Genomic DNA, 21431 nt, shown 5'->3' on the forward strand with positions numbered 1-21431 from the left:
ACAAATGGCAGGACGTAAAGATGAAGAATTACAAGATGTAACATTACTAGGCAACCAACATACAAAATATTTATTTGAGTATGACCCGGCAATTTTAGAAACGTTTGATAACAATCATCCGAATCGCGATTACTTTGTGAAATTTAACTGTCCAGAGTTTACAAGCTTATGTCCAAAAACAGGACAACCAGATTTCGCAACCATTTATATTAGTTATATCCCAGATATTAAAATGGTAGAAAGCAAATCTTTGAAACTATATTTATTTAGCTTCCGTAATCACGGCGATTTTCATGAAGACTGCATGAACATCATCATGAACGATCTGATTAAGCTAATGAATCCGCGTTACATCGAAGTATGGGGGAAATTCACACCGCGCGGCGGCATTTCTATCGATCCGTACTGCAACTACGGTCGTCCTGGTACGAAATATGAAAAAATGGCGGAGTACCGTATGATGAATCATGATCTCTATCCAGAGACGGTGGATAATCGATAAGTTGAGACAGAAGTGGCCGAAAAGGTCGGCAAACTGACCGGATTGTTTCAAAAAGTGACCGAAAAAAAGAAAAACTAACTGAATAGCTTCAAAAAGTAACCGAAAAAGGGTATCTCGCAGTGCGAGATACCCTTTTTAAGGTATTATGCTTCTTGTACAATTCGATAGTTTTTGTGATTTACAACTGTTAGTGGTTCTAAATCAAGGTCTTTATAGTTTTCCATGATAGTAATATCAACAATGACGGAGTTTTTATTGACCTTTTGAACGCGGCCCTGCAATCCGTTTTTAAATTCAATGACTTCTCCGGCTTCCGCAATTTTCATAAGCATTCTCCTCATACGTAAATAGTTTAGTAGGTAAATCAATCATGTGAAATACAATTCTAGCATTGACTATGAATCGTCGTATGAATACATAAAAACGGTATGTCAAATCAATGCGTTGTATTTATATACTTTCTCCTATTTTGAACTAAAATGTTGTGTTTGTAAATGTTTTCATGACAAATTCTTGAAAAGAAACAAAAAATTCGCTAGGAAACAAATGGAAGGGTTTTATTTATATGTTAGAGAAAATACATTATATAAATACATGTGAAGAAACTGACATTGTGTTAACCAGGAGAGAAGGTCACAACTAAGAGAAATCAAGTAAAAACATATCATATATAGTGAGAAACTTTTGTGCATTCGTTTTGTGAAGCAGTTATGTAGAAAAAGCTTATTAGAGATACAATGCCGTTTTAAGAGAGGAGACAAGCGTATGGAGATTGCTATTATTATAGTGATTATAGTTGTATTGTTTGTCAGTCTTACGAAAAGCAAGCCTAAGAAGAAGCGAGATAAAATAGATGATATAGATCATGGACAGTAAGGGACAGTTTCTGTGACTGTCCCTTATGTCATAAAGGTTTTAGATAAGTGTGCAAAGGGCTCTCCGACTAAAGTAATTGTATAATCATGTATATAGCCTCTATGTTTATATAAAGATAAAGCACGTGTATTGGACATGTCTGCTAAAATGGCGATTTTATGGTAGCCGAGCATTTGGCACTGTTCTTCTGCTTTTTGAATGAGTGCACTGCCGATGCCTTTGCCGCTATAATCAGGATGAACAGAGAGTGTATCAATATAATATTCGTCATCATCGGCTTCCTTTTCCAAAATAATAGATGCATCTCCATGCAATTTGCGGAGGTATGTAACAATTGGTGCATCGAGTCGATTTGCTTCGTTACCGTGATACAATACAATAACGCCTACCGGACGACCATCTTGTTCAGCGATCAGGCAATTTTCATAGCTAAGACGGTTTCCCGGCTGACTGAACCAATGGCGAAGTCCAGCAAGAACTTCTTCATGCGTGTTACCCCCTGTCAGTTTTTCGGCAATTTCATGAAGGGCGTTGTATAGTAATACAGCTACCTCTGTTTGATCAGTTATAACAGCATTTCGAATCATAACAGTTTCACTCCGTTCGTAAGATAATAACACAATACTTGTGTCTCTTTGTAAAGCAAGGTAAAATGAAGTATTGCAGAGGTGAAAATATGGATAACAATTTCGTAAATGAGATTTTAGATAAATTAAAAAGCGGGGAGCTACATGAGTATACAGTTACGAAAGAGACATTTTATCAGTTTCGAGAGGTACTTGTAAAGCGCCCTGACTTTAAGCATTTTCGCGGCATTGCCGGGCACGGGGGGCAAGTAGTATACACCTATATGGAGGTTGCCCGCTCATAAAGGAGAGTGAAACGGTGAAGGAGTTCGAACAAAAGAGCCTGTTTGGTTGGGATTATATGTGGCGTAATAAAGAAGGAAGAAAAGTAGTAGGTGCACTTTTGTTTCCTAGCCAACGTAAAAAAGAAGGACGTTACCTTTGGGAGATAAAAAAGCGTATTTTTAATGCTTATAAAAGTCAAGACTATGTTTCTATGACAATCTTGCATCATGACGCATTTTTAGACTTGGATGCTCGCGTGTGGACCATAGAGGAAAAGAGCGGCAGAATTGTTGTAAAGGATGCAGCGGGCGAATTTTATCATATTCGTATGAGTGATGTGTTGCACATTGACAAGCAGCACGATGAACGTACAAATGAGTAAGAAGCAGCGATTATGCTGCTTTTTTTGTTGGAAAATAGCGGGTATGGCAATACAATGAAGATAAGGGAAATTTTCTGAAAGAAAAGGGGAGACGCTATGAAAGAACAAACAGTTTGGAAGATAAATGGCTTTATCGGATTGTTGCTTTTGGTTGTTATTGTAGTATTCGCTTTGTATTACAGTGTTGTACAGTATAATCCGCTGTATGCAATTGGAGCAGGTATATTAGCACTGCTTGTGGCAAGCGGGATGACTATTGTTCAACCAAATGAATCCGTTGCGGTCATTTTCTTTGGGAAATACCTGGGTACTATCCGCGAAGAGGGGTTCTTTATCACTATCCCATCAATACGTAAAAAAGTATCACTTCGTGTTCGCAACTTCAATAGTGATATGTTAAAGGTCAATGATGTAGACGGCAATCCAATTGAAATCGCTGCAGTTGTAGTGTTTAAGGTAACTGACACTGCAAAAGCACTATTTGATGTAGAAAACTACCATGAATTTGTGCGGATACAGAGTGAAACTGCGTTGCGCCATGTAGCAACAAAATATCCATATGATACGAGCGATGATAAAGCGTGGTCGTTACGCGGGAATGCGGAGGAAATTGCCAATGAAATCGCCCAAGAATTGCAGGAACGGTTGAGTGTTTCTGGTGTGCAGGTTCTAGAAGCACGTTTAACGCATCTTGCATACGCGCCTGAGATTGCTGGTGCGATGCTGCAGCGACAACAGGCCAATGCGGTACTTGCTGCACGTCAAAAGATTGTAGAAGGTGCTGTAGGAATGGTAGAAGCAGCACTGCGGCAACTCGAAGACAAACAGGTAGTTCAGCTTGATGATGAGATGAAGGCTCAAATGGTGAGTAATCTCATGATTGCAATTGTGTCTGAAAAGGGTACACAGCCTGTTATGAACGCAGGAAAAGTAAAGTAAGAAAAAGTGATGCCAGGACATCTTCTTTTCTCAGAGGGTAGCGAGACGTTTGCAATATATAGCAAATATAAAATTTTGTTTTCATGAAATACTTTTATTTTTTTTGTAATAAATGAAAATGATATGTTTTAGTTGTGCTCAGTTTGTAACAGTGTGTTCCTATAATATCTGCGGTTTTCGCAACTCTGTTGAATGTTTTGTAACAATTTCAAGACAAGAACGCGCAGCAGGTGCCAAGAGAAAGTTTACAAGCCTATAAATCCTTTGTAAAATGCCAGTATAGTTCAGTAATGAGAAAGGAGAGCAGTGGGGTTTTATTCCCGCACTTTCTTGTTGTTGCCTAACCTATAAACACTCATACGCGAAAAGCCCCGTTGTACCCCGGGGCTTTTCGCGTATTTTTGTTTGTGAAATGAGGGAAGTGAGATAAAAAATTTTTTCGCCATCTTTTGCTGATATGTCGCGGTTTATGGCGAATCAATGGAAAGTCAGACATGTGAATTTATGCAAAGTCGTTGACAAGATTTTTAAAATGGTCATTATTGACACGGCTTTTAGAATGTAGTTTGATATGTTTTGTACGTCATAAAAGGAACAAAATGCTCCTGTCGAAAAACCGAATCTTTTGTTCAAAATAAATTTACGTATATATATTGTGTGTTATAGAAAAACATACTACAATATATTGAGAGTGAGTTTATTAGAAAGAATATTTTTAATTTTCGGAAAAGGAGACTTGGATATGCGAATTGTGTATGATTCTATGACAGGAAATGTAAAACGATTTATTCATAAACTTGGGATGCCCGCCATGCAGATTCGCGACGATCTAGTAATGGACGAAGAATTTATTCTTGTAACATATACAACAGGATTTGGAAATGTACCTGAGCGTGTAGACCGGTTTTTGGAGAAAAACCACCGCAACTTAAAAGGGGTGTCCGCAAGCGGCAATCGCAACTGGGGCAATAGCTTTGGCGCAAGTGCCGACAAGATTGCAGGCAAGTATGGAGTGCCGGTCATATCTAAATTTGAGTTAGCCGGTACAAGCCAAGATATACAAATTTTTAAAGAAAGGGTGCTGGAGATTGCGACACATTGAGTTAAACAATGAGATTACTAGAATGGAAGACGGCTTTTATCAGCTCGATAAGGATCAAGAAGCGCTGCAAGAGTTTATGAAAGAAGCAGAAGAAAAGACAGTGCAGTTTTATAGTGTGCGTGAGCGAATCTCCTACATGATTGAGCACGATTATTATTACAATGTACTGGACGAGTATTCACTAGAACAAATTGAAGCCGTCTATGCGATTACATACGATGCAAATTTCCAATTTCAATCTTATATGGCAGCATCTAAGTTTTACAAAGACTATGCGCTTAAAACAAATGATTTGAAACAATATCTGGAAAGTTATCCGGACCGCGTTGCCATCGTATCTCTCTATTTGGGTAGAGGCGATGCTGAAAAAGCGCAGCAATTTGCGCGCATGATCATCAGGCAAAACTATCAGCCGGCCACACCGACGTTTTTAAATGCAGGAAGAAGCAGACGCGGAGAGATGGTAAGCTGTTTTTTATTGGAAATGGATGATAGTTTAAACTCGATTGGTTTTAATATCAACACGGCGATGCAGCTTTCCAAAATTGGCGGCGGCGTTGCACTTAACCTTTCAAAACTGCGTGCGCGCGGCGAGCAAATTAAAGGAATTGACAACGCGGCAAGCGGCGTAATGCCGGTTATGAAGCTTCTAGAGGATTCATTTTCCTATGCGAACCAGCTCGGGCAGAGAAAAGGCGCTGGGGCTGTGTATTTAAATATCTTCCATTGGGATATTATGGAGTTTGTTGATTCAAAAAAAATAAATGCTGACGAGAAGATCCGCATTCAATCGCTCTCTATTGGAATTATTGTGCCAAGCAAATTTTTAGAACTCGCTGAAAAGGATCAGCCCCTATATGTGTTTGCACCGTATACGGTGTTTAAAGAGTACGGTAAGCACTTAGATGATATTGATATAGACAGCATGTATGATGAGCTTGTGGCTAATCCGAACGTAAAAAAGCGTAAGCTGGATCTTAGTGCGCGTGATATGCTGATTAAGATTGCGATGATTCAATTAGAATCCGGTTATCCATATCTAATGTTCAAGTCGAATGCAAACGAGCAGCATCCACTGAAGGATATTGGTGATGTGAAGATGTCTAATCTGTGTACCGAGATCTTTCAACTACAAGAAACGTCAGAGATCAATGATTATGGCGAAGGCGATGTCATTCGTCGGGACATTAACTGTAACCTTGGTTCTTTAAATATTGTGAACGTAATGGATAATAAAGAAATTAAAGAAGCGGTTCACGCTGGTATGGAAGCTTTGACAGCCGTTTCCGACATGACGGTCATCCCAAATGCGCCAACTGTGAAAAAAGCGAACGAGGAGCTGCATTCCGTTGGTCTTGGAGCAATGAATCTCAACGGTTACTTGGCGAAAAACAAAATCGCATACGAGAGCGAAGAAGCGAAGGATTTCGTTCGCACGTTCTTCATGATGCTGAACTATTATTCAATAGAAAAAAGCATGCTGATGGCAAAAGAGCGCGAGGAAACCTTTAAAGACTTTGAGAAGTCCGAGTATGCGAAGGGCACTTACTTTGAAAGGTATGAAACAACAGACTACAGGCCGTATACGGAAAAGGTGCAGAAGCTCTTTGAAGGAATCTATGTACCGACACCAGAGGATTGGAGCATGCTGAAGGAAAAGGTGCAAAAGTATGGCTTGTATAATGCATATAGGCTTGCAATTGCACCAACACAATCCATTAGCTATATCCAAAACGCGACATCAAGTGTTATGCCGATTGTAAACCAAATTGAGTCTAGAACATATGCGAATGCAACGACGTATTATCCGATGCCGTTTCTTTCAAAAGAGACGTTCTGGTATTATAAATCAGCTTACGACATGAATCAGTTCAAGCTAATTGACTTAATTGCAGAGATTCAGCCGCATATTGATCAAGGCATCAGCACGATTTTGTATGTGAACAGCGATATTTCCACACGGGAATTGGCACGCTACTATATTTACGCTCATAAAAAAGGACTAAAGAGCTTGTATTACACGCGGACGCGCAAGCTGACAGTGGAAGAATGCGTAGCATGTGTAGTTTAAGGAGAGGGTGAACGGAGATGCGTGCGGTTAACTGGAATAAAAAAGAAGATGATTATAGCTTAATGTTTTGGAAGCAAAATATCGCCCAGCTTTGGACAGAGGATGAAATTCCAGTCTCCTCTGACAAAAATGTCTGGGTGGGGCTTTCTAAAGCGGAGCAAACAGCGTACAAGCGTGTACTAGGCGGCTTGACGCTGCTTGATACGAAGCAGGGCGGTGAAGGCATGCCGCTAATTTTGCTGCATGTCGACAATCTGCAGGCGAAAAGCGTGCTTGCCTTCATGGGCGCAATGGAAGAAGTGCATGCGAAGTCATATAGCCATATCTTCACAACGCTTGCCACAGAGGAAGAAATCGATAACATCTTTAAATGGGTAGATGAGCACCCGCTGCTGCAGCGAAAAGCAGAGCTAATCACAAACTATTATCATCGTCTGTTTAAGCCAAAAGTATCCAACAGAGAATTGTACATGGCGATGACAGCAAGCGTATTCCTTGAAAGTTACCTGTTTTACAGCGGTTTCTTTTATCCGCTCTATTTGGCGGGACAAGGAAAAATGACAGCGAGTGGTGAAATTATTAATCTTATAATCCGTGATGAAAGCATTCACGGCGTATTCGTTGGCTTGCTTGCACAAGACATCTTCGCCAAGATGTCTGAGCAGGAGCAACGAGAAGTACAGGCAGAAACGCAAGAATTGCTTCTAGCACTTTATGAAAACGAAAAGGCGTATACAGAAGAGATTTACGCTGAGATTGGTTTGGTCGAGGAAGTCAATCGCTTTGTCCGTTACAACGCGAACAAAGGCTTGATGAACCTTGGTTTGGAACCGTACTTTGAGGAAGAAGATATCAATCCGATTGTGATGAACGGATTGCGTACAGATACGAAAAACCATGATTTCTTTTCTGTAAAAGGAAATGGTTATGTGAAAGCGACGAATGTTGAAAAATTAACTGACGACGATTTTGTGTTTCATTTTTAATCATTCTAAAAAACACCGCACTCAGCGGTGTTTTTTACATGTAATAAGAACGGATTGACCTTGAAAGCTAATGATGCGTTCATCTTGTACGGTTATATGGAAGTGTTGCTTGGCTGATACAGAAGCGGACAGCATATAACGTTCTAGCGATTGCTTTACATTCGCAGGTAACCCCATTCGTGAAAACCAGCTTTCAAATGGAAAGGTTTTTGCAAAGGTAAGCAGTTGTCCAACCGTGAACCCTGCTTTTTCAAGTTCATTTATCCACTGCGTTTTCTTTAACGCTCGATTATGACTAGGATCGCGTGTTTTTTCCACGGTATTATAAAATGTATCTAGCGCATCATCTTCTGGTGCTACATTATCAATTAATAAAAACGTACCGCCTTTTTTCAACACACGATAACTCTCTGCAATAAAAGCAGAAACGTCCGGGAAGTGGTGCGGTGCAATGCGGCACGTGATAATGTCAAAGCATTCATTCGCAAACGGTAGCTGCTCTGCGTCTCCTTGGATAAACTCTGTGTTATAATAGCCGTTGCCTTCGATAAACTCTTTTGCCTTTTGTAGCATGTTTTCTGTTAAATCCAGTGCCACTACTTTTTCAACTAAAGGGGCAAACCCATTTGCCACATGCCCGCCGCCAGTCGCAATATCTAACACGACATCTGTTTTTTTGGCACCAGAGAGCATTAATAGTGTCTGTAAATCTTGCCCCTTAGCATGAATTTCACTTGTTACATAATGTGCGGCGTTCTTACCGAATTGTTCCTGTACCTGTTTTTTAATGTTCATTTTTACCATCTCCTCTATCTTTATCCTATACCAAGTGTATACAGTTGCCTATTTGTTATTTCTTTTTGCAGTCATAAGCAAAGGTTATCAGTTGCATCTTGTAGGTCTTTTCCTTTTTAATATATATGCACCATAAAATTTATGATAATTGAGGGATGTATATGAAAGCACTTGTTTTTGAAACGTTTGGAGGACCTGAGGTATTACAATACCAAGATCTTGCTGACCCTGTGATTGGCTCTGATGAAGTATTAGTAGAAATGCGCGCCATTGGTTTGAATTTTGCTGATGTGTATCGCCGTAAAGGCAATTACCATCTGGCGGGTAAGCCACCTTATATCCTTGGTTATGAAGGAGCAGGGGTTGTTATAAAAGTGGGAGAGGACGTAACTGATGTAGCAGTTGGTGACCGTATTGGCTTCGCTGACGTACCGTACGCTAATGCCGAACTGGTTGCGGTACCTAAGAATAAGGTGATTCCATTACCAGAAGGGATTTCATTTGAAACGGCAGCTACTGTATTACTTCAAGGTTTAACGGCACATTACTTAACAAGAGACAGCTACCGAGTGCAAAGCGGAGATGTTGTGCTTGTTCACGCGGCAGCAGGCGGTGTAGGACAGCTGCTTGTGCAAATCATCAAATTACTTGGCGGTACGGTAATCGGTTTAACATCATCTGCAGAAAAAGCAACTGTAGCGACAAGTATCGGTGCAGATTATATGTTTTTATATAGCGAGGATTGGAAGCAACACATTCTTGATATAACAAAAGGACGCGGTGTGGATGTTGTATATGAATCAGTTGGTTCTACGTTAGAAGACAGCTTTGCGGCTACTCGCATTGGTGGTACCGTTGTATTTTATGGCATGGCAGGAGGCGATCCGAAGCCGGTGGATCCTCGCATGCTGATGGATACGTCAAAAACGTTAACAGGCGGAGATTTATGGAATGTACTTACATCGCATAAAGAGCGTGTACTTCGTTCATCAGAGCTTTTCAAATGGATTAATCAGGGGCTCGTTGTAGCAGCACAACCAACTATTTTTACTTTGGCAGAGGGTCAAAAGGCGCATGCGTACCTAGAAAGCCGTAAAAGTACAGGGAAAGTTTTATTGATTCCATAAGAGTAAAAAGATAGCGGATTATCCGGCTATCTTTTTATGTTTAATTGACTGAAAAATCTAAAAATAATACAATTAAAATGGAATCTTATTTCGTTATATGGAAAGAGGTGTCTTATGGTTCAATCGATTGATCGAGCAATGCAGATTGTGGCAATTTTACATAGCAACCCTCAAAAAAAAGAATGGCCGCTATCAGAGTTGGTGGAACAACTTGCTTTGCCGGCAAGTACGATACACCGTTTGCTGCAGTCACTTTTAAAGCATGGTTTGGTGTCCCAAAACCTAATTACAAAGCACTATACACTGGGATACAAGTGGATGGAAGTAGGACTGCAGGCTCTTGATGCCATTGATTTTCGAACAGTAGCGCGTCCTGTTTTGGAGAGTCTTGCCAAAGAGGCAGAAGAGAATGTATATGTGAATATTGTAAGTGGTTCGGGCGGCATGATTATCGAAAAAATTGAAAGCCCACTCAAAATCCGCGTCGCAGAAGACCTTGGACTACGTATGCCTCTTTGGGTCGGTGCCCCGAACAAAGTGCTGTTAGCGCATATGCCTCTGCAGGAGCAAAAGGATATCCTATGGGGACAACAGACACTAGTAGAGCAACTTCGCGTCATAAGAGAACAAGGGTATGCAATTAGTGTGAGTGAAAAAACAGAGGACACGGCATCTGTCGCAGCGCCTGTTTTTGATTTCACTCACAAAGCAATCGCATCCATCAGCGTCGGAGTGCCAGGCTTTCGATTTACACCAGAACGTAAGCCAGTGCTAATTGAGCTTGTAAAAAATGCGGCAAAGCGTATTTCCATGTTACTTGGGAATGCATAGCGTATAGGATAGCGCATTACAGTTTTCACATTTTATGTTCATGATTTGGAAATGAATTTCATAATACGGAAAAGGGGATGTGAAATGCAGAAGGTTGAGACAAGGTGGCAAACAAAAGAGGGATTGTTACAGTTGATCAAAGAGCTTGTTCATATTCAAAGTATTACAGGTTCAAAACAAGAGATATCTTTAGCACTGTACATTCAGCAACAGCTACAATTACTTACTTATTTTCAAAATAATCCTGAACATGTAAAACTTCACCCAACAGGAGACGGCCGCTTTTCTGTGGCCGCACTTGTCAAAAAAGAAGGGGCAACCAATACTGTGGTACTCGTTAGCCATTTTGATGTTGTTAATGTAGATGATTATGGAAAGTGGAAGGATGTAGCGTTTCGTCCTGATGAGCTGACTGCACAGTTTTATGAAAATGCGCATGTGCTTCCTGAAGATGCACGGGCTGATATAGAAAGCGGAGAGTGGTTGTTTGGCCGCGGTGTAATGGATATGAAATGTGGTGTGGCATCACAATTGGCATTGGTAGAACGAGCAGCAAACGGTTTGCTTGACGGCAATATTTTATTGCTGGCGGTATGTGATGAAGAAGTGAATTCAAAAGGCATGATAAGCACTGTGCCACTTTTGCTGGAATGGGAGAAAAAGCACAATCTACACTATGTAGCTTGCTTAAACTGTGAGCCGATGTTTGCTCGTTATCCGGGAGACAGTACAAAGTATATATACACCGGTTCTTTAGGAAAGATACTGCCTGGCTTTTTTTGTTACGGAAAAGAAGCGCATGCCGGTGAACCGCTCGCTGGCTTGAATGCCAATATGATGACATCTTATATTACATGTGAATTAGAGTTGAATACAGATTTTTGTGAAGAAGTGGAGGGAGAAATCACACCGCCGCCAACGAGCTTGCTGCAAAGAGACTTAAAAAAAGGATACTCGGTACAAACACCCCATAAAGGTGTTTCTCTCTATAACGTGTTTCTCATGGAAAAGTCAATTATGCAGATTACTGATGAATTACGAGCCGCAGCAGAGCGTGCAGCACGGGCAATAGAAGGGGCATATCGCAAGCAGGCGCAGCAGTTTGCAGCGCAGCAGTGCTCTGTTCCACAAGAGGTGTCAGTACGTGTTATCAGCTTTGCGGAACTACTGTCGTATGCAAACCAAATGTATGGAAGAGAACGCATTGCTGCTCTAACTGCACAGGGGCAGGATGAGCGAGAACTTGCTATTTCGTATGTTGACGAACTAGTCACATTATGCAGCGAATTGGCACCATGTATCGTATTGTTTTATGCGCCACCTTTTTATCCGGCTGTAAGCTCGCGGCATCATGAAGGTATTCGTACTGTTACAAAGTGTGTACTTACGCAAGCATGGGAACAGTATGGTATTGCCATTCAGGAGCAAAAGTACTTCGGTGGGTTATCCGATCTCAGTTATACAGGATTGTCACAGCCGTTAGATAAGTTATCAGAAAATATGCCGCTGTGGGGAACGATATACGAGTTGCCTCTCCAAGAATTGCAAAGCCTGCATCTGCCCGTTCTCAACATTGGCCCCGTCGGCAAGGATGCACACAAGTGGACGGAGCGCCTTGATGTAGCTTATGCAACAGGACCTTTACAAGAGCTTCTACGCAATGCAGTCGAACAACTATTAAACCCGTAAAAACGGGTTTTTCTTTTTTTATTCCAGTTTGTTGTTGATTTCCGTTATGAGGCTTTCTATTGTCTCGCTTTTCCTGTAGGAGTCACAACTACCAAATATCAACATAAGACTTTCATACAGCTATCTTTACAGCGAATAGGTAGAATTTAACATGTTAAGTGTCGGATTCATACGAATTCGTTGTGAACGGTTAAAAACAAGATTACATGAAAAGGACTGTAGTGGGGTTACAGGAAAGATGGAGTGAAAAATAGTTTATACGTATTTACATCTTTTGTATATTGGTGTACTATTTAACTAACACACCAAAACAGTAGGAGGTGGTTAGGATGAAATTTGACGCTAATATCCCCATCTATATACAAATTATGGATTACATAAAAAAAGAAATTGTGACCGGACGTTTGCGCGAGGGAGATAAGGTTCCGTCTGTACGAGAGCTTGCTATTGAGTTACAAATCAATCCGAATACAGTGCAGCGCACGTTTCAGGAATTGGAACGAGAAGGTGTCTTAGAAACACGCCGAGGTATGGGAAGGTATGTAACAAAAGAGAGGGAGAAAATCATGGAACTAAAAAAAGACATGTCCAAGGATCTTTTAACTCATTTTATAGCAGGAATGCGGGCACTCGGATTTTCAGAAGAAGAGATAAAAATGCTAGTAGAAATATCGCTGAGTAAGGAGGAGAAAGCATGAGTCTTATACAGATCTCCGAGGTGACAAAGTCCTACGGAAAGAAAAAAGCGCTTCATGATGTAAGTATAACGGTAGAGTCCGGAAAAATTATTGGTTTAATAGGCAATAATGGTAGCGGCAAAACAACACTTTTAAAGTTGTTAGCGGGACTGTTACAGCCGAGCAGTGGTAGCGTTACAATAGATGGCACAAAGGCTGGCGTACATACAAAGCAAATGGTTTCATTTATGCCAGACACAGTGTTTCTAGAACAATGGATGTATGTGAAAGATGCAGTGGCCTTTTATCATACCTTTTACGAAGACTTTGATGCTGTAAAAGCAGCCACGATGTTGTCCGAAATGAAAATTGCACAGGAAGCAAGGATTTCGTCACTTTCAAAAGGAGCCTTAGAAAAAGTACAGCTTATTCTCACACTGTGTCGGCGTGCAAAATTATACGTACTGGACGAACCGCTTGGAGGGGTAGACCTAGTTGCACGCGACCAAATTCTACAAATATTGCTAGCTTTCTATCATGAAGAACGGAGCATGATCATTTCTACGCACCTCATTCAAGAGATTGAAATGTTATTTGATGAAGTGATTGCTCTGCAGGACGGCAAAGTGCTTCTTCATATGAATGCTGAGGAGCTTCGGTTGTGTCACGGAAAGGCTGTACATGAGTGGTTTAAGGAGGTATTTTCATGTTAAAGCTACTACGCTATACGTTTCAAAGCAATGCACGGTTTTTAACAGTATTGGTTGCGGTTTTTATAATCATGCAAGTGTTAATTATCTTAAACATGACTGTATTTCACCAAATTGGATCAAACCAAATAGAACGAGAAACTCTTAGCTTTATTTTTACCTTCTTGCTATTTGTAGGTATGCTGATAACCTTATTGTTTCATACATTTAGTGTGTTTCGTAACATCATTAAAAGTTCTTTGATTCGTCTATTACCCATTCGTAGCTGGAAATATAGCCTAGCTTCTTTATGTTATTGGGTTATTGTAGCGGCTTTTATTCAAATCCTCGCATTTATCGGTATTCAGCTGATTAGCTTATTAGCTACGGAAACAGAGTATACAGAGATTTTAAGACAAATACGCGTTATCGACTATATGTGGATAATTTCAGCAGGTTATCAAATGAGCTTAAACATCTTAATACAACTCTTTTTTTCATTTGTGCTCGCTTATTCTTTACCTATTATGTCTAAGAACAAGGGAATACTCAGTACGATTCTGTTTTTTGCGTGTAATACTTTAGTAACTGTTATAACTTCGAAGATATCTGAGTTATTTCCTAACGGGTATATTCTGCAAGCAGGACGTATTCCTTATGAAGGGGGAGAAGTTCAAATTGGATTATTTTCAGAGGGCATTCATGTATACGGCAGCTTTGTGAATGTAATCAGCTTGCTTGGGTTATTTATTGCAACAGCATGGTTAATTGAAAAACGAGTGGAGATATAGGAGGGACTATAGTGGAAAAAACAGTTGTATCATTGCGTCATGTACACAAAACAATTAAAAAGCATGCAATTATTAAAGATTTGTCTTTTGAGGTACGAGAAGGGGAAGTATATGGCTTTCTTGGTCCGAACGGCAGCGGGAAAACGACGACGATACGTATGATGACAGGTCTCATATCTATGACGTCCGGGGACATTGAAATTTGCGGCCACAGCATTCGCACAGAACGAGAAAAAGCGCTTGAGCATATTGGAGCAATTGTAGAAAACCCAGAACTATATGAGTACATGACTGGTATGCAAAACCTAAAACATTTTGCAAACATGGCAGCAACAACCATTGAACCTGTACGTATACAAGAGATTGTTAAGCTGGTGGAGCTGCAGGATGCGATTTATAAAAAGGTAAAGACGTATTCTCTTGGTATGAAGCAGCGTTTAGGAATTGCGCAGGCGCTATTGCACAGACCGAAAGTTCTTATTCTAGATGAACCTACAAATGGTCTTGACCCGGCTGGTATTCGCCAACTCCGCGATTATTTGCAATACTTAGCGAAGGAAGAAGGCATTGCAGTGCTTGTATCAAGCCACTTGCTGAGTGAAATTGAGCTGATGTGCGATCGTGTGGTCATTATTCAGAATGGGCAGTTCGTTCGAGAGTACGCTTTAAAGGAGCAACAAGACGAGATATTGACAGTGACGATTGAAGTCGATCGACCAGACGATGCACTGCACTTTGTAGAAGGGAAGATAGAGCAGAATATGATTGTTGTTCGTAGCAGTCGTGAACATATCCCTCACCTTGTGAAAAAGCTTGTCATGCAGGATATTTTAATATATGGTGTCACGGTGAAAAATAAATCGCTCGAGGAAGAGTTCTTACTTTTAACAGAAGGGAGTACTATGCAATGAATCTATTGAGAAACGAGCTATTGAAGCTACATGCAAAAAAAGGCACATACTTATTTCTGCTTTTACTAATCGGATTTACGGTCTTGTCACTTATAGCGGCCAAGAAATGGTTGCCGGCTCAAATGGAAATTAATAATCCAATTGCATTTGCCGATATGAACCTAGAGGGACTTCTTTCTATCATTGTACTATACGGTGTAGTTATCGGCGGTAAAACGATGGCGGAGGAATTTCAGAAAGGAACCATTAAACAGCTGTTGATTCGTCCAAAAAAGCGCATTTGCATATTGTTATCTAAATACATGATCGCTATATTAGCAGTGATCATAGTTACAGCATTTGCGGGCTTTTTATCTTTGCTTGTCGGTTTGCTTACCTTCTCAGGCGGAACAGGCGATGTGGGTACGTATGTACAAGGAATGGTATATCAATTACCACGCTTAATCTTCTATACGACTCTCGCTTTTACAATCGGGGTTCTTGTGCGAAACGCGGTTTTACCTATCGTTATTACCTTGTTTATTTTATTCTCGGAAGGACCAATTTTATTGCTACTTAGTAGTTATAACTGGGCTAAAATGGTCATTTTCTTTCATTTATACCCAGGCATGTACGAAAGCAACCCGATGTTGAACAAAGGAATGAAGCCAATTTTTCCTGATTTCACAATGGAAATATCTCTGTTGGTGGTTGGTGTTTACTTATTTACATGTCTTGTTGTGTCAAGTGTAGCGTTTCAAAAGAAAGATATTTTATAAAATCTCTGCAGACGCAGAGATTTTTTCATTTTATCGCAGATAAAATGAAATAAATCTTGTAAAATATAAGTATACAAAACGCGGAGGTGTTAGCGATTACAACATTTGCGAAGATACGACTGCGAAGCTTTTTCCTCTGGATGCTGCTACTTGGTGTAGCAATTGTAATTCCTATTTTTGTCCTTGCAGATTACGGGATTATTAGTGAAGAGCTATTAAATATTTTAATTGAAACGTGTTTGTTTTTTATCTTTCCATTGGTTTGGTTACGTGTAAAAATGACACAGCATAACATTGCGTTTAGTAGCTTGTTGCGTCAACCCGCTACATGGAACTGGCGCTTGATTGTAACAGCAACAGCAATCGGGATGATATTTTCCGCAGCAATTTCTGTTGTTCAGTTTTACGTCGCATCTTATATCGCCCCTGATTTTATCACGGATATGCTTAACGAACCTACGATTGACCAAACAAGTGTAGCAGCAACAATTTTCAGCTTAATTTCAGTATGTGTATTTGCTCCGATTATGGAGGAATTGATTTTTCGTGGTTTTTTCTTGCATCGTATGACACATAAGTGGGGGCTTAAAAGAGCAGTTATTGTATCTTCCCTCTTATTTGGTTTAGGACATATGGATATTATTGGGGCTTTTGTATTTGGACTTATTATGTGCATCATTTATTTAAAAACGAACAGTCTCCTTGTTGCGATGGCGGTACATGCGCTAAATAACATGATTGCAAGTTTCATGCAGTTAGGTGAAGGTAATGCAGTAGGTCCCGTTGAACTTGCAGATTTGCGTTCACCAATGGAACTGGGTATTAGTATTGTGGTTGTTATCCTTACGTTATTTTGGATTGTACCATTTATTGGAAATAACTTCCGTAATCATCAGCAATTGCCTATTTTAGCTAAGTTGCGAGAAGAACAGGAAGCGGAGAATATATCTACAAGTGTGTATAGTCAAGTACTTATGACAAATCATTTTATGGCAGTGGAATTGCCGGACGAAGCAGTGCATCAACTTAATTTGCAAGAGCATGATCATGTTAAATTAGATATACAAGACAACAAAGTGATTATTACAAAGGTGGAGTAATGAGGAAGGGGTACATTATGAGGACGGTTGCAATGACAGAGGAGTATGCGGTGCAAATCGCAAATTGGGACTATGAATATCCATATGAGTTCTATAATATGGAGGGCAGTGCAGAGGCTATCCAAGAATTACTTGACGGCTCCTATAAAGCAGTAGTGGATGAAGGAGATGTGATAGGTTATTTTTGCACAGGCAAAGCTGCTCAGGTGCCTGCGGGACAATTGGCGGGGGTTTACGATGAACCCGGTATTGATATCGGTGTTGGAATGAGACCTGATTTGACTGGTCAAAAACGTGGTCGACCATTTTTTTCCTTTGTACTGGACCATATTGACCAAGGTGGTTTAGATTTACGTTTAACGGTTGCGGCTTTTAATCGTAGAGCTATTCATTTATATGAGGTCTTCGATTTTCGAATTGTGAATTCTTTCTTACGTGGTAATACAGAGTTTTATGTGATGAAACGATAGCGCTATTAAAAAGAGCCGACATGTAAACGGCTCTTTTTTCTATGCAGTGATAATTACTTCAATCTTAAAATTACCACCCTTTTTTACATATTTAATGTCTGCGACAGTGCGTGTTGTATTCACAATTTCAACTTTTTCACCAATGCGTGGAATGACGGGGGCATTTTCCCAAATCCCTAATAAATCTGTATTTTGATTATCTTTTTCGTAGAACCATATTTTCATATTTAATCTCCTTTCGGCAGTCACGATTACATTTTTATTCATAATATATCATATTTATGCTTTTGTGAAGAGGGTTTTTAAAAAAATATCGCATCTTGTATGCAAAATGTATTATGATACAAGGAGGAGTAGCAGAAAGGAGTTTATCATGGAAGTGTGTGAAGAGTTTGAACAATTATATGAACGAATACAAATGTGGGAAATAATTTTAGATGAAAGACTTGCCGGCTGTCATGTTTGGCAGGCGATTAAACGGATTGTACGAACGGTTATGATCGTCATTCCTGCCTTACTTCTGCAACTGATTTTACATTTAGGCCATGCTAAAGTCTGACATTGACAATCAGCATTTGTTGACAGGTTTAAAATTTTTATAGAAAAGAGTAAGAATATTTTGTATAATAATAAAAACATCAAGAGAAACGAGGGAACGTACATGACAGAATTTCCTGCAATTACAAAAGTAGAAACGCTATTGGTGATGGCCAAAGCGAACGAAAAACGCAGAAAAGATTTTTATGAAGCCTTACTTGAGTCTCATTTATATACATTTGGCACACTTGAGGCAGAAGAGGAAGCAACAACTGGTCAGGTAACGCTCCGTTATTTTCAAGGAGACGGCAGATGGGTACTACCTATCTTTACAAGACTGGATTATATGCGAGAGGCTATGCCAGAAGATGTATTAAAAGACGCTTCTGCCATCATGATTCGTGGAAAAGAGTTATTTGATATTGTTGATACAAAAGCTACCGTTGTATTGAACGTTGGTTCTGAAGTGGACAAGTCGTTTACAGAAGCTGAAATTGAGGATATTAAAACAGGTAAAATTTTTACGTACTATAAATAAGAAGGGAGATCCCTTCTTTTTTTGTGCCATGCTGTCGCCAATTCCATTTCTTGCAATATAGTAGTAGTAAATGCACGAAAGGAACTGGTGAAAGTGGCAAAAAATAAAAACTCCAAGAAAAAAGCTACGCCGCAAGCAAAGCCTGTTCAGGCGCAAAAAGCCGCGAGCAAAAACAACAAAAACAAAAAGAAAAAGTAGCAGAAGCTACCTTGCATTCTATAGTCTATACAATCAGGTGTCCTGTAGTTTAGGACACCTTTTACTTAGTTTGAGATAACACCAGGTTCAATAGTAAGTGTTCGGCTTTGTCCGTTCATAGTGGCATAACTACCTAGAGGAATGCCGATATTGGGTGTACAATGACCAATGGGGAAACCGCTTAAAATGGGAATACCATACGGGACGATATGTGTGTAAACGATTTCTTCCATAGATAAGGATGGTTTACCATCTGCCTCGCAATCATAAAAATCCGTTAAGAGAATACCTACGCAATCATCGAATTTGCCTGCAAGGCGCAATTGATTCAGCATACGGTCGATACGATAAGGCACTTCACCAATATCCTCAAGGAGCAAAATTTTTCCGCGCGTGTCAATTTCATATTGTGTCCCAAGTGTTGAAAGGAGTACGGTTAAATTACCGCCGATAATAGGCGCCCGCACTGTATGAAAAAAGGGCGGGTAATCATGTCTGGAAGCTGTTAACGAAATAGAAGTGGGAGAAAACAATTGACTCAAAGAAGAAAACGTCTCATGTGCTACATCTTCGGCACCGCATTCTTCCATCATTGGCCCGTGAAATGTAACAAGATCTGCCAATTGATTACATATAATATGTAAAAAGGTAATGTCACTATAACCCCAAAAGATTTTTGGTTGTCTTTGAAGTGGTTCGAAGTCTAAATAAGGAAGTAAACGTGCACTGCCGTAGCCACCGCGCGAACAAAAAATCGCCTTAATATTAGGATTTGTGATGGCTTCTTGCAAATCAGCAAGACGCAGCGCATCTTCTCCTGCTAAAAAACCATTTTGACGAAACATATTATCACCGAGTTTGACATGTAACCCCATCTCTTCTAGGCGCAGTTTCATTCGCATTACTCGTTCCTTATTCACCGGTCCTGCTGGTGCGACAATCATTACAGTATCACCGCTTTGTAACATATGTGGTTTGTTCATTCTTCTAACTCCTCTGCTGCAATATAAGTTTCATCTCATTTTATTCAAGATGTAAAAGGTTTTTTCCTGTACGCACAGAATTGTTTCTAAAAGGTACTTATATGGGGATAACAGAAGAAGCACGACGTGAAGTAGAGATATTATACGAAATGATCTCCTAATATAAAAAAGCCTGAGGCAAGCGCCTCAAGCTTAGTTCGTTATGTGGTGGAACTGTTTTAGTGATTCATTCAGATGAACCCAGCCCTTCCAGCCGATGTGAATGGTATCCTTCATGAAATATGTGTCGTATTCATGGGCAGAAAAGTCGGCGACAGGGAAACCGTCTTTTTCAATAAAGTGACGGATCTTTTGATAATAAACGTAGCGGCGTTCTTTCGGAAACTCCGCATAGTCATACCAAGGACCATTTACTGGAATAGAAATAAACAACGCCTTGGTGTTATTTTGTTTTAGTAAATCTAAAATCATTTGCAAATCCTCATACTCAGGCGATTGATCATATGATTCTATTGCTTTGTAGCCTTTGAGCTCGGAAAGCTTTGGTGCAATTTTATGCTGGTAATATTTGTCCACAATACCAAACTCATTAGAGCGTGATTCCTGAGCACCTGTTTCCTCCGCACGAGCAGATAGCTGCTCAAGTGACAAACCCTTCAAAGAACCATCTGTATTGGGTTTTCGTTTCTTATCGTTTGTTAATGCATTCACGATATCCTTACGCTCTAGCACGTTTTTATACGTGTAGGCAAATGGCTTCATAACATCGGCTTTACATGTGCGAACAAAGTCATCATGCACTAACCCCTCAAGCATAGTAGTTAATAATTTGTCTTGTCTGACAACTTCAAATTTAAGAAGACGTTTCGCCGCTTTTTTCTTCATTTTTGGTGTTAAATTACTGTTGAAAACAAAGTCATATGCCTGTAATGCCGAGAAGTTAGGTGAAAAGTGTGCATCGTCTAATCCCTGTTTAATAAACCATTGAGGTGACAGGATAAATACAATGCGTTTATTTTTTATTTCATCTGATGTTGCTGCCAAACTTAAAAAATGAACAAGAGACTGTGTACCACCACGGCCAATCAGGTAAGGCGTAAAGCCTTCCGGATTGATTTTGAAATAGTTGGAAGGGTGGTATACATCCAGTCGTGACAGTTCAGATGAACCGTATAATGGTAAGTATTTGTGGTCTTGTAACATTTTCTTTTGTATCGCGGTTCCTTGGAACACATCCGTATTCAAAGAGGTTGCTGCTTGTTCCACTTTATCACTATTAATTAAAGGGAATAAGTACTGCACAGGCATAAACAGTAGTATGCCAAACAGAGCTAGCGCTAAAAGAAAAGGACCGAATTTCGGGTGTTTCATTTCATGTCAGCCAACTTTTGCACAATCATGTTCGGTGTTGCCCATTCATCGCGATCAAAGTCAGAGATAGATACTTCAATGTTCAGACGCTCCTGAATTTCTACAAGCAATGTTACTGTTCCAAACGAATCAAGAATACCTTCTTCAAATAAAAGAATATCCGGATTTTCTTTTACAATGTCGTTTTCACATACTTCTTCTAATAAGTCTAACACTTGCTCTTTAAATTGTGTCATGATAGATAGTCTCCTTTTAGG

General features: G+C 39.9%; 26 protein-coding genes. 19 read left to right on the top strand and 7 right to left on the bottom strand.

All coding sequences use genetic code 11. The features are described from left to right. Positions 1-4: 4 nt before the first annotated feature. The gene (gene queF, locus MUG87_RS00440) at positions 5-502 is read left to right on the top strand and encodes a preQ(1) synthase (RefSeq protein ID WP_124562866.1); all 498 of its coding nucleotides are present in this window, start codon (positions 5-7) and stop codon (positions 500-502) included. A 143-nt stretch (positions 503-645) separates the two neighbouring features. On the opposite strand, the gene MUG87_RS00445 is transcribed toward queF, so the two are convergent. Both MUG87_RS00445 and MUG87_RS00450 read right to left on the bottom strand, forming a co-directional pair. Further along, positions 646-828, bottom strand: a complete 183-nt coding sequence (locus MUG87_RS00445) for a YkvS family protein (protein ID WP_124562867.1) — start codon at positions 826-828, stop codon at positions 646-648. Between the two features lie 573 nt (positions 829-1401). After that, a complete protein-coding gene (locus MUG87_RS00450) occupies positions 1402-1965 on the bottom strand; it encodes a GNAT family N-acetyltransferase (protein ID WP_247084515.1) in 564 nt (187 codons plus the stop codon). An 89-nt stretch (positions 1966-2054) separates the two neighbouring features. Here MUG87_RS00450 and MUG87_RS00455 point away from each other — a divergent pair, with 89 nt between their 5' ends. The 6 genes from MUG87_RS00455 (at position 2055) to nrdF (ending at position 7709) form a co-directional block, all read left to right on the top strand. Further along, positions 2055-2249 (top strand): abortive phage infection protein, encoded by a 195-nt coding sequence (locus MUG87_RS00455; protein WP_247084517.1) that lies wholly within the window; start codon positions 2055-2057, stop codon positions 2247-2249. A gap of 14 nt (positions 2250-2263) precedes the next feature. Further along, positions 2264-2611, top strand: a complete 348-nt coding sequence (locus MUG87_RS00460; RefSeq protein ID WP_247084519.1) for a hypothetical protein — start codon at positions 2264-2266, stop codon at positions 2609-2611. A 96-nt stretch (positions 2612-2707) separates the two neighbouring features. Further along, on the top strand, positions 2708-3550 hold the full coding sequence (locus MUG87_RS00465) for an SPFH domain-containing protein (protein WP_124562871.1): 843 nt from the start codon (positions 2708-2710) through the stop codon (positions 3548-3550). Between the two features lie 742 nt (positions 3551-4292). Next, the gene (gene nrdI, locus MUG87_RS00470) at positions 4293-4652 is read left to right on the top strand and encodes a class Ib ribonucleoside-diphosphate reductase assembly flavoprotein NrdI (RefSeq protein WP_247084521.1); all 360 of its coding nucleotides are present in this window, start codon (positions 4293-4295) and stop codon (positions 4650-4652) included. After that, positions 4639-6723 (top strand): class 1b ribonucleoside-diphosphate reductase subunit alpha, encoded by a 2085-nt coding sequence (gene nrdE / locus MUG87_RS00475; protein WP_247084523.1) that lies wholly within the window; start codon positions 4639-4641, stop codon positions 6721-6723. Before nrdI ends, nrdE begins: the two co-directional genes overlap by 14 nt. 17 nt (positions 6724-6740) lie before the next feature. Continuing rightward, on the top strand, positions 6741-7709 hold the full coding sequence (gene nrdF, locus MUG87_RS00480) for a class 1b ribonucleoside-diphosphate reductase subunit beta (protein ID WP_247084525.1): 969 nt from the start codon (positions 6741-6743) through the stop codon (positions 7707-7709). Between the two features lie 21 nt (positions 7710-7730). Here nrdF and MUG87_RS00485 read toward each other — a convergent pair whose 3' ends face one another. Beyond that, on the bottom strand, positions 7731-8504 hold the full coding sequence (locus tag MUG87_RS00485; RefSeq protein WP_247084527.1) for a class I SAM-dependent methyltransferase: 774 nt from the start codon (positions 8502-8504) through the stop codon (positions 7731-7733). A 155-nt stretch (positions 8505-8659) separates the two neighbouring features. On the opposite strand from MUG87_RS00485, the gene MUG87_RS00490 reads away from it, so the two are divergent. The 10 genes from MUG87_RS00490 (at position 8660) to MUG87_RS00535 (ending at position 17547) form a co-directional block, all read left to right on the top strand. After that, positions 8660-9631, top strand: coding sequence for a quinone oxidoreductase family protein (locus MUG87_RS00490; protein ID WP_247084529.1), 972 nt, complete (start codon positions 8660-8662; stop codon positions 9629-9631). Positions 9632-9745: 114 nt separating this feature from the next. After that, positions 9746-10462, top strand: coding sequence for an IclR family transcriptional regulator (locus tag MUG87_RS00495; protein ID WP_247084531.1), 717 nt, complete (start codon positions 9746-9748; stop codon positions 10460-10462). Positions 10463-10546: 84 nt separating this feature from the next. Next, a complete protein-coding gene (locus MUG87_RS00500) occupies positions 10547-12151 on the top strand; it encodes a M20/M25/M40 family metallo-hydrolase (RefSeq protein ID WP_247084533.1) in 1605 nt (534 codons plus the stop codon). A 329-nt stretch (positions 12152-12480) separates the two neighbouring features. After that, positions 12481-12849 carry a GntR family transcriptional regulator gene (locus tag MUG87_RS00505; protein ID WP_247084535.1) on the top strand — a complete coding sequence of 123 codons (369 nt, stop codon included), beginning with the start codon at positions 12481-12483 and terminating at the stop codon, positions 12847-12849. Next, the gene (locus MUG87_RS00510) at positions 12846-13541 is read left to right on the top strand and encodes an ATP-binding cassette domain-containing protein (RefSeq protein WP_247084537.1); all 696 of its coding nucleotides are present in this window, start codon (positions 12846-12848) and stop codon (positions 13539-13541) included. The genes MUG87_RS00505 and MUG87_RS00510 overlap by 4 nt, the downstream gene beginning before the upstream one ends. After that, on the top strand, positions 13535-14308 hold the full coding sequence (locus MUG87_RS00515) for a hypothetical protein (protein ID WP_247084539.1): 774 nt from the start codon (positions 13535-13537) through the stop codon (positions 14306-14308). Before MUG87_RS00510 ends, MUG87_RS00515 begins: the two co-directional genes overlap by 7 nt. A gap of 11 nt (positions 14309-14319) precedes the next feature. Continuing rightward, entirely contained in the window at positions 14320-15219 is a 900-nt protein-coding gene (locus MUG87_RS00520; protein ID WP_247084541.1) for an ABC transporter ATP-binding protein, read from the top strand. Then, positions 15216-15977 carry an ABC transporter permease gene (locus MUG87_RS00525; protein WP_247084543.1) on the top strand — a complete coding sequence of 254 codons (762 nt, stop codon included), beginning with the start codon at positions 15216-15218 and terminating at the stop codon, positions 15975-15977. The genes MUG87_RS00520 and MUG87_RS00525 overlap by 4 nt, the downstream gene beginning before the upstream one ends. Before the next feature lie 86 nt (positions 15978-16063). Continuing rightward, a complete protein-coding gene (locus tag MUG87_RS00530; protein WP_247084545.1) occupies positions 16064-17077 on the top strand; it encodes a type II CAAX endopeptidase family protein in 1014 nt (337 codons plus the stop codon). Between the two features lie 17 nt (positions 17078-17094). Beyond that, complete coding sequence (locus tag MUG87_RS00535) at positions 17095-17547, top strand: GNAT family N-acetyltransferase (RefSeq protein ID WP_247084547.1); 453 nt, start codon at positions 17095-17097, stop codon at positions 17545-17547. A 39-nt stretch (positions 17548-17586) separates the two neighbouring features. On the opposite strand, the gene MUG87_RS00540 is transcribed toward MUG87_RS00535, so the two are convergent. Further along, a complete protein-coding gene (locus tag MUG87_RS00540) occupies positions 17587-17772 on the bottom strand; it encodes a DUF3913 family protein (RefSeq protein ID WP_247084549.1) in 186 nt (61 codons plus the stop codon). A gap of 148 nt (positions 17773-17920) precedes the next feature. Here MUG87_RS00540 and MUG87_RS00545 point away from each other — a divergent pair, with 148 nt between their 5' ends. Both MUG87_RS00545 and MUG87_RS00550 read left to right on the top strand, forming a co-directional pair. Further along, complete coding sequence (locus tag MUG87_RS00545; protein ID WP_247084551.1) at positions 17921-18106, top strand: hypothetical protein; 186 nt, start codon at positions 17921-17923, stop codon at positions 18104-18106. Positions 18107-18208: 102 nt separating this feature from the next. After that, positions 18209-18622, top strand: a complete 414-nt coding sequence (locus MUG87_RS00550; RefSeq protein WP_247084553.1) for an SseB family protein — start codon at positions 18209-18211, stop codon at positions 18620-18622. A 263-nt stretch (positions 18623-18885) separates the two neighbouring features. On the opposite strand, the gene MUG87_RS00555 is transcribed toward MUG87_RS00550, so the two are convergent. The 3 genes from MUG87_RS00555 to dltC all read right to left on the bottom strand — a co-directional run bounded on the left by MUG87_RS00555 (position 18886) and on the right by dltC (position 21410). Further along, positions 18886-19803: a S66 peptidase family protein gene (locus MUG87_RS00555; RefSeq protein WP_247084555.1), complete on the bottom strand. Its 918-nt coding sequence runs from the start codon at positions 19801-19803 to the stop codon at positions 18886-18888. A 192-nt stretch (positions 19804-19995) separates the two neighbouring features. Then, positions 19996-21174: a D-alanyl-lipoteichoic acid biosynthesis protein DltD gene (dltD, locus tag MUG87_RS00560; RefSeq protein ID WP_247084557.1), complete on the bottom strand. Its 1179-nt coding sequence runs from the start codon at positions 21172-21174 to the stop codon at positions 19996-19998. Continuing rightward, positions 21171-21410: a D-alanine--poly(phosphoribitol) ligase subunit DltC gene (dltC, locus tag MUG87_RS00565; RefSeq protein ID WP_124562891.1), complete on the bottom strand. Its 240-nt coding sequence runs from the start codon at positions 21408-21410 to the stop codon at positions 21171-21173. Before dltC ends, dltD begins: the two co-directional genes overlap by 4 nt. Between the last annotated feature and the right edge of the window lie 21 nt (positions 21411-21431).

Origin of the sequence: Ectobacillus sp. JY-23 (assembly GCF_023022965.1) — a bacterium.
Taxonomy (GTDB): Bacteria; Bacillota; Bacilli; order Bacillales; family Bacillaceae_G; genus Ectobacillus.

What these genes read in the sequence shown, in the direction of transcription:
- MUG87_RS00485 (WP_247084527.1), bottom strand. Translation starts at nt 8,504, where the DNA reads ATGAACATTAAAAAACAGGTACAGGAACAATTCGGTAAGAACGCCGCA.
- MUG87_RS00495 (WP_247084531.1), top strand. Translation starts at nt 9,746, where the DNA reads ATGGTTCAATCGATTGATCGAGCAATGCAGATTGTGGCAATTTTACAT.
- MUG87_RS00450 (WP_247084515.1), bottom strand. Translation starts at nt 1,965, where the DNA reads ATGATTCGAAATGCTGTTATAACTGATCAAACAGAGGTAGCTGTATTA.
- MUG87_RS00490 (WP_247084529.1), top strand. Translation starts at nt 8,660, where the DNA reads ATGTATATGAAAGCACTTGTTTTTGAAACGTTTGGAGGACCTGAGGTA.
- MUG87_RS00550 (WP_247084553.1), top strand. Translation starts at nt 18,209, where the DNA reads ATGACAGAATTTCCTGCAATTACAAAAGTAGAAACGCTATTGGTGATG.
- nrdF (WP_247084525.1), top strand. Translation starts at nt 6,741, where the DNA reads ATGCGTGCGGTTAACTGGAATAAAAAAGAAGATGATTATAGCTTAATG.
- MUG87_RS00500 (WP_247084533.1), top strand. Translation starts at nt 10,547, where the DNA reads ATGCAGAAGGTTGAGACAAGGTGGCAAACAAAAGAGGGATTGTTACAG.
- MUG87_RS00455 (WP_247084517.1), top strand. Translation starts at nt 2,055, where the DNA reads ATGGATAACAATTTCGTAAATGAGATTTTAGATAAATTAAAAAGCGGG.
- MUG87_RS00510 (WP_247084537.1), top strand. Translation starts at nt 12,846, where the DNA reads ATGAGTCTTATACAGATCTCCGAGGTGACAAAGTCCTACGGAAAGAAA.
- MUG87_RS00445 (WP_124562867.1), bottom strand. Translation starts at nt 828, where the DNA reads ATGAAAATTGCGGAAGCCGGAGAAGTCATTGAATTTAAAAACGGATTG.
- MUG87_RS00545 (WP_247084551.1), top strand. Translation starts at nt 17,921, where the DNA reads ATGGAAGTGTGTGAAGAGTTTGAACAATTATATGAACGAATACAAATG.
- MUG87_RS00465 (WP_124562871.1), top strand. Translation starts at nt 2,708, where the DNA reads ATGAAAGAACAAACAGTTTGGAAGATAAATGGCTTTATCGGATTGTTG.
- dltD (WP_247084557.1), bottom strand. Translation starts at nt 21,174, where the DNA reads ATGAAACACCCGAAATTCGGTCCTTTTCTTTTAGCGCTAGCTCTGTTT.
- MUG87_RS00505 (WP_247084535.1), top strand. Translation starts at nt 12,481, where the DNA reads ATGAAATTTGACGCTAATATCCCCATCTATATACAAATTATGGATTAC.
- MUG87_RS00515 (WP_247084539.1), top strand. Translation starts at nt 13,535, where the DNA reads ATGTTAAAGCTACTACGCTATACGTTTCAAAGCAATGCACGGTTTTTA.
- queF (WP_124562866.1), top strand. Translation starts at nt 5, where the DNA reads ATGGCAGGACGTAAAGATGAAGAATTACAAGATGTAACATTACTAGGC.
- MUG87_RS00540 (WP_247084549.1), bottom strand. Translation starts at nt 17,772, where the DNA reads ATGAAAATATGGTTCTACGAAAAAGATAATCAAAATACAGATTTATTA.
- MUG87_RS00535 (WP_247084547.1), top strand. Translation starts at nt 17,095, where the DNA reads ATGAGGACGGTTGCAATGACAGAGGAGTATGCGGTGCAAATCGCAAAT.
- MUG87_RS00525 (WP_247084543.1), top strand. Translation starts at nt 15,216, where the DNA reads ATGAATCTATTGAGAAACGAGCTATTGAAGCTACATGCAAAAAAAGGC.
- dltC (WP_124562891.1), bottom strand. Translation starts at nt 21,410, where the DNA reads ATGACACAATTTAAAGAGCAAGTGTTAGACTTATTAGAAGAAGTATGT.
- nrdI (WP_247084521.1), top strand. Translation starts at nt 4,293, where the DNA reads ATGCGAATTGTGTATGATTCTATGACAGGAAATGTAAAACGATTTATT.
- MUG87_RS00555 (WP_247084555.1), bottom strand. Translation starts at nt 19,803, where the DNA reads ATGAACAAACCACATATGTTACAAAGCGGTGATACTGTAATGATTGTC.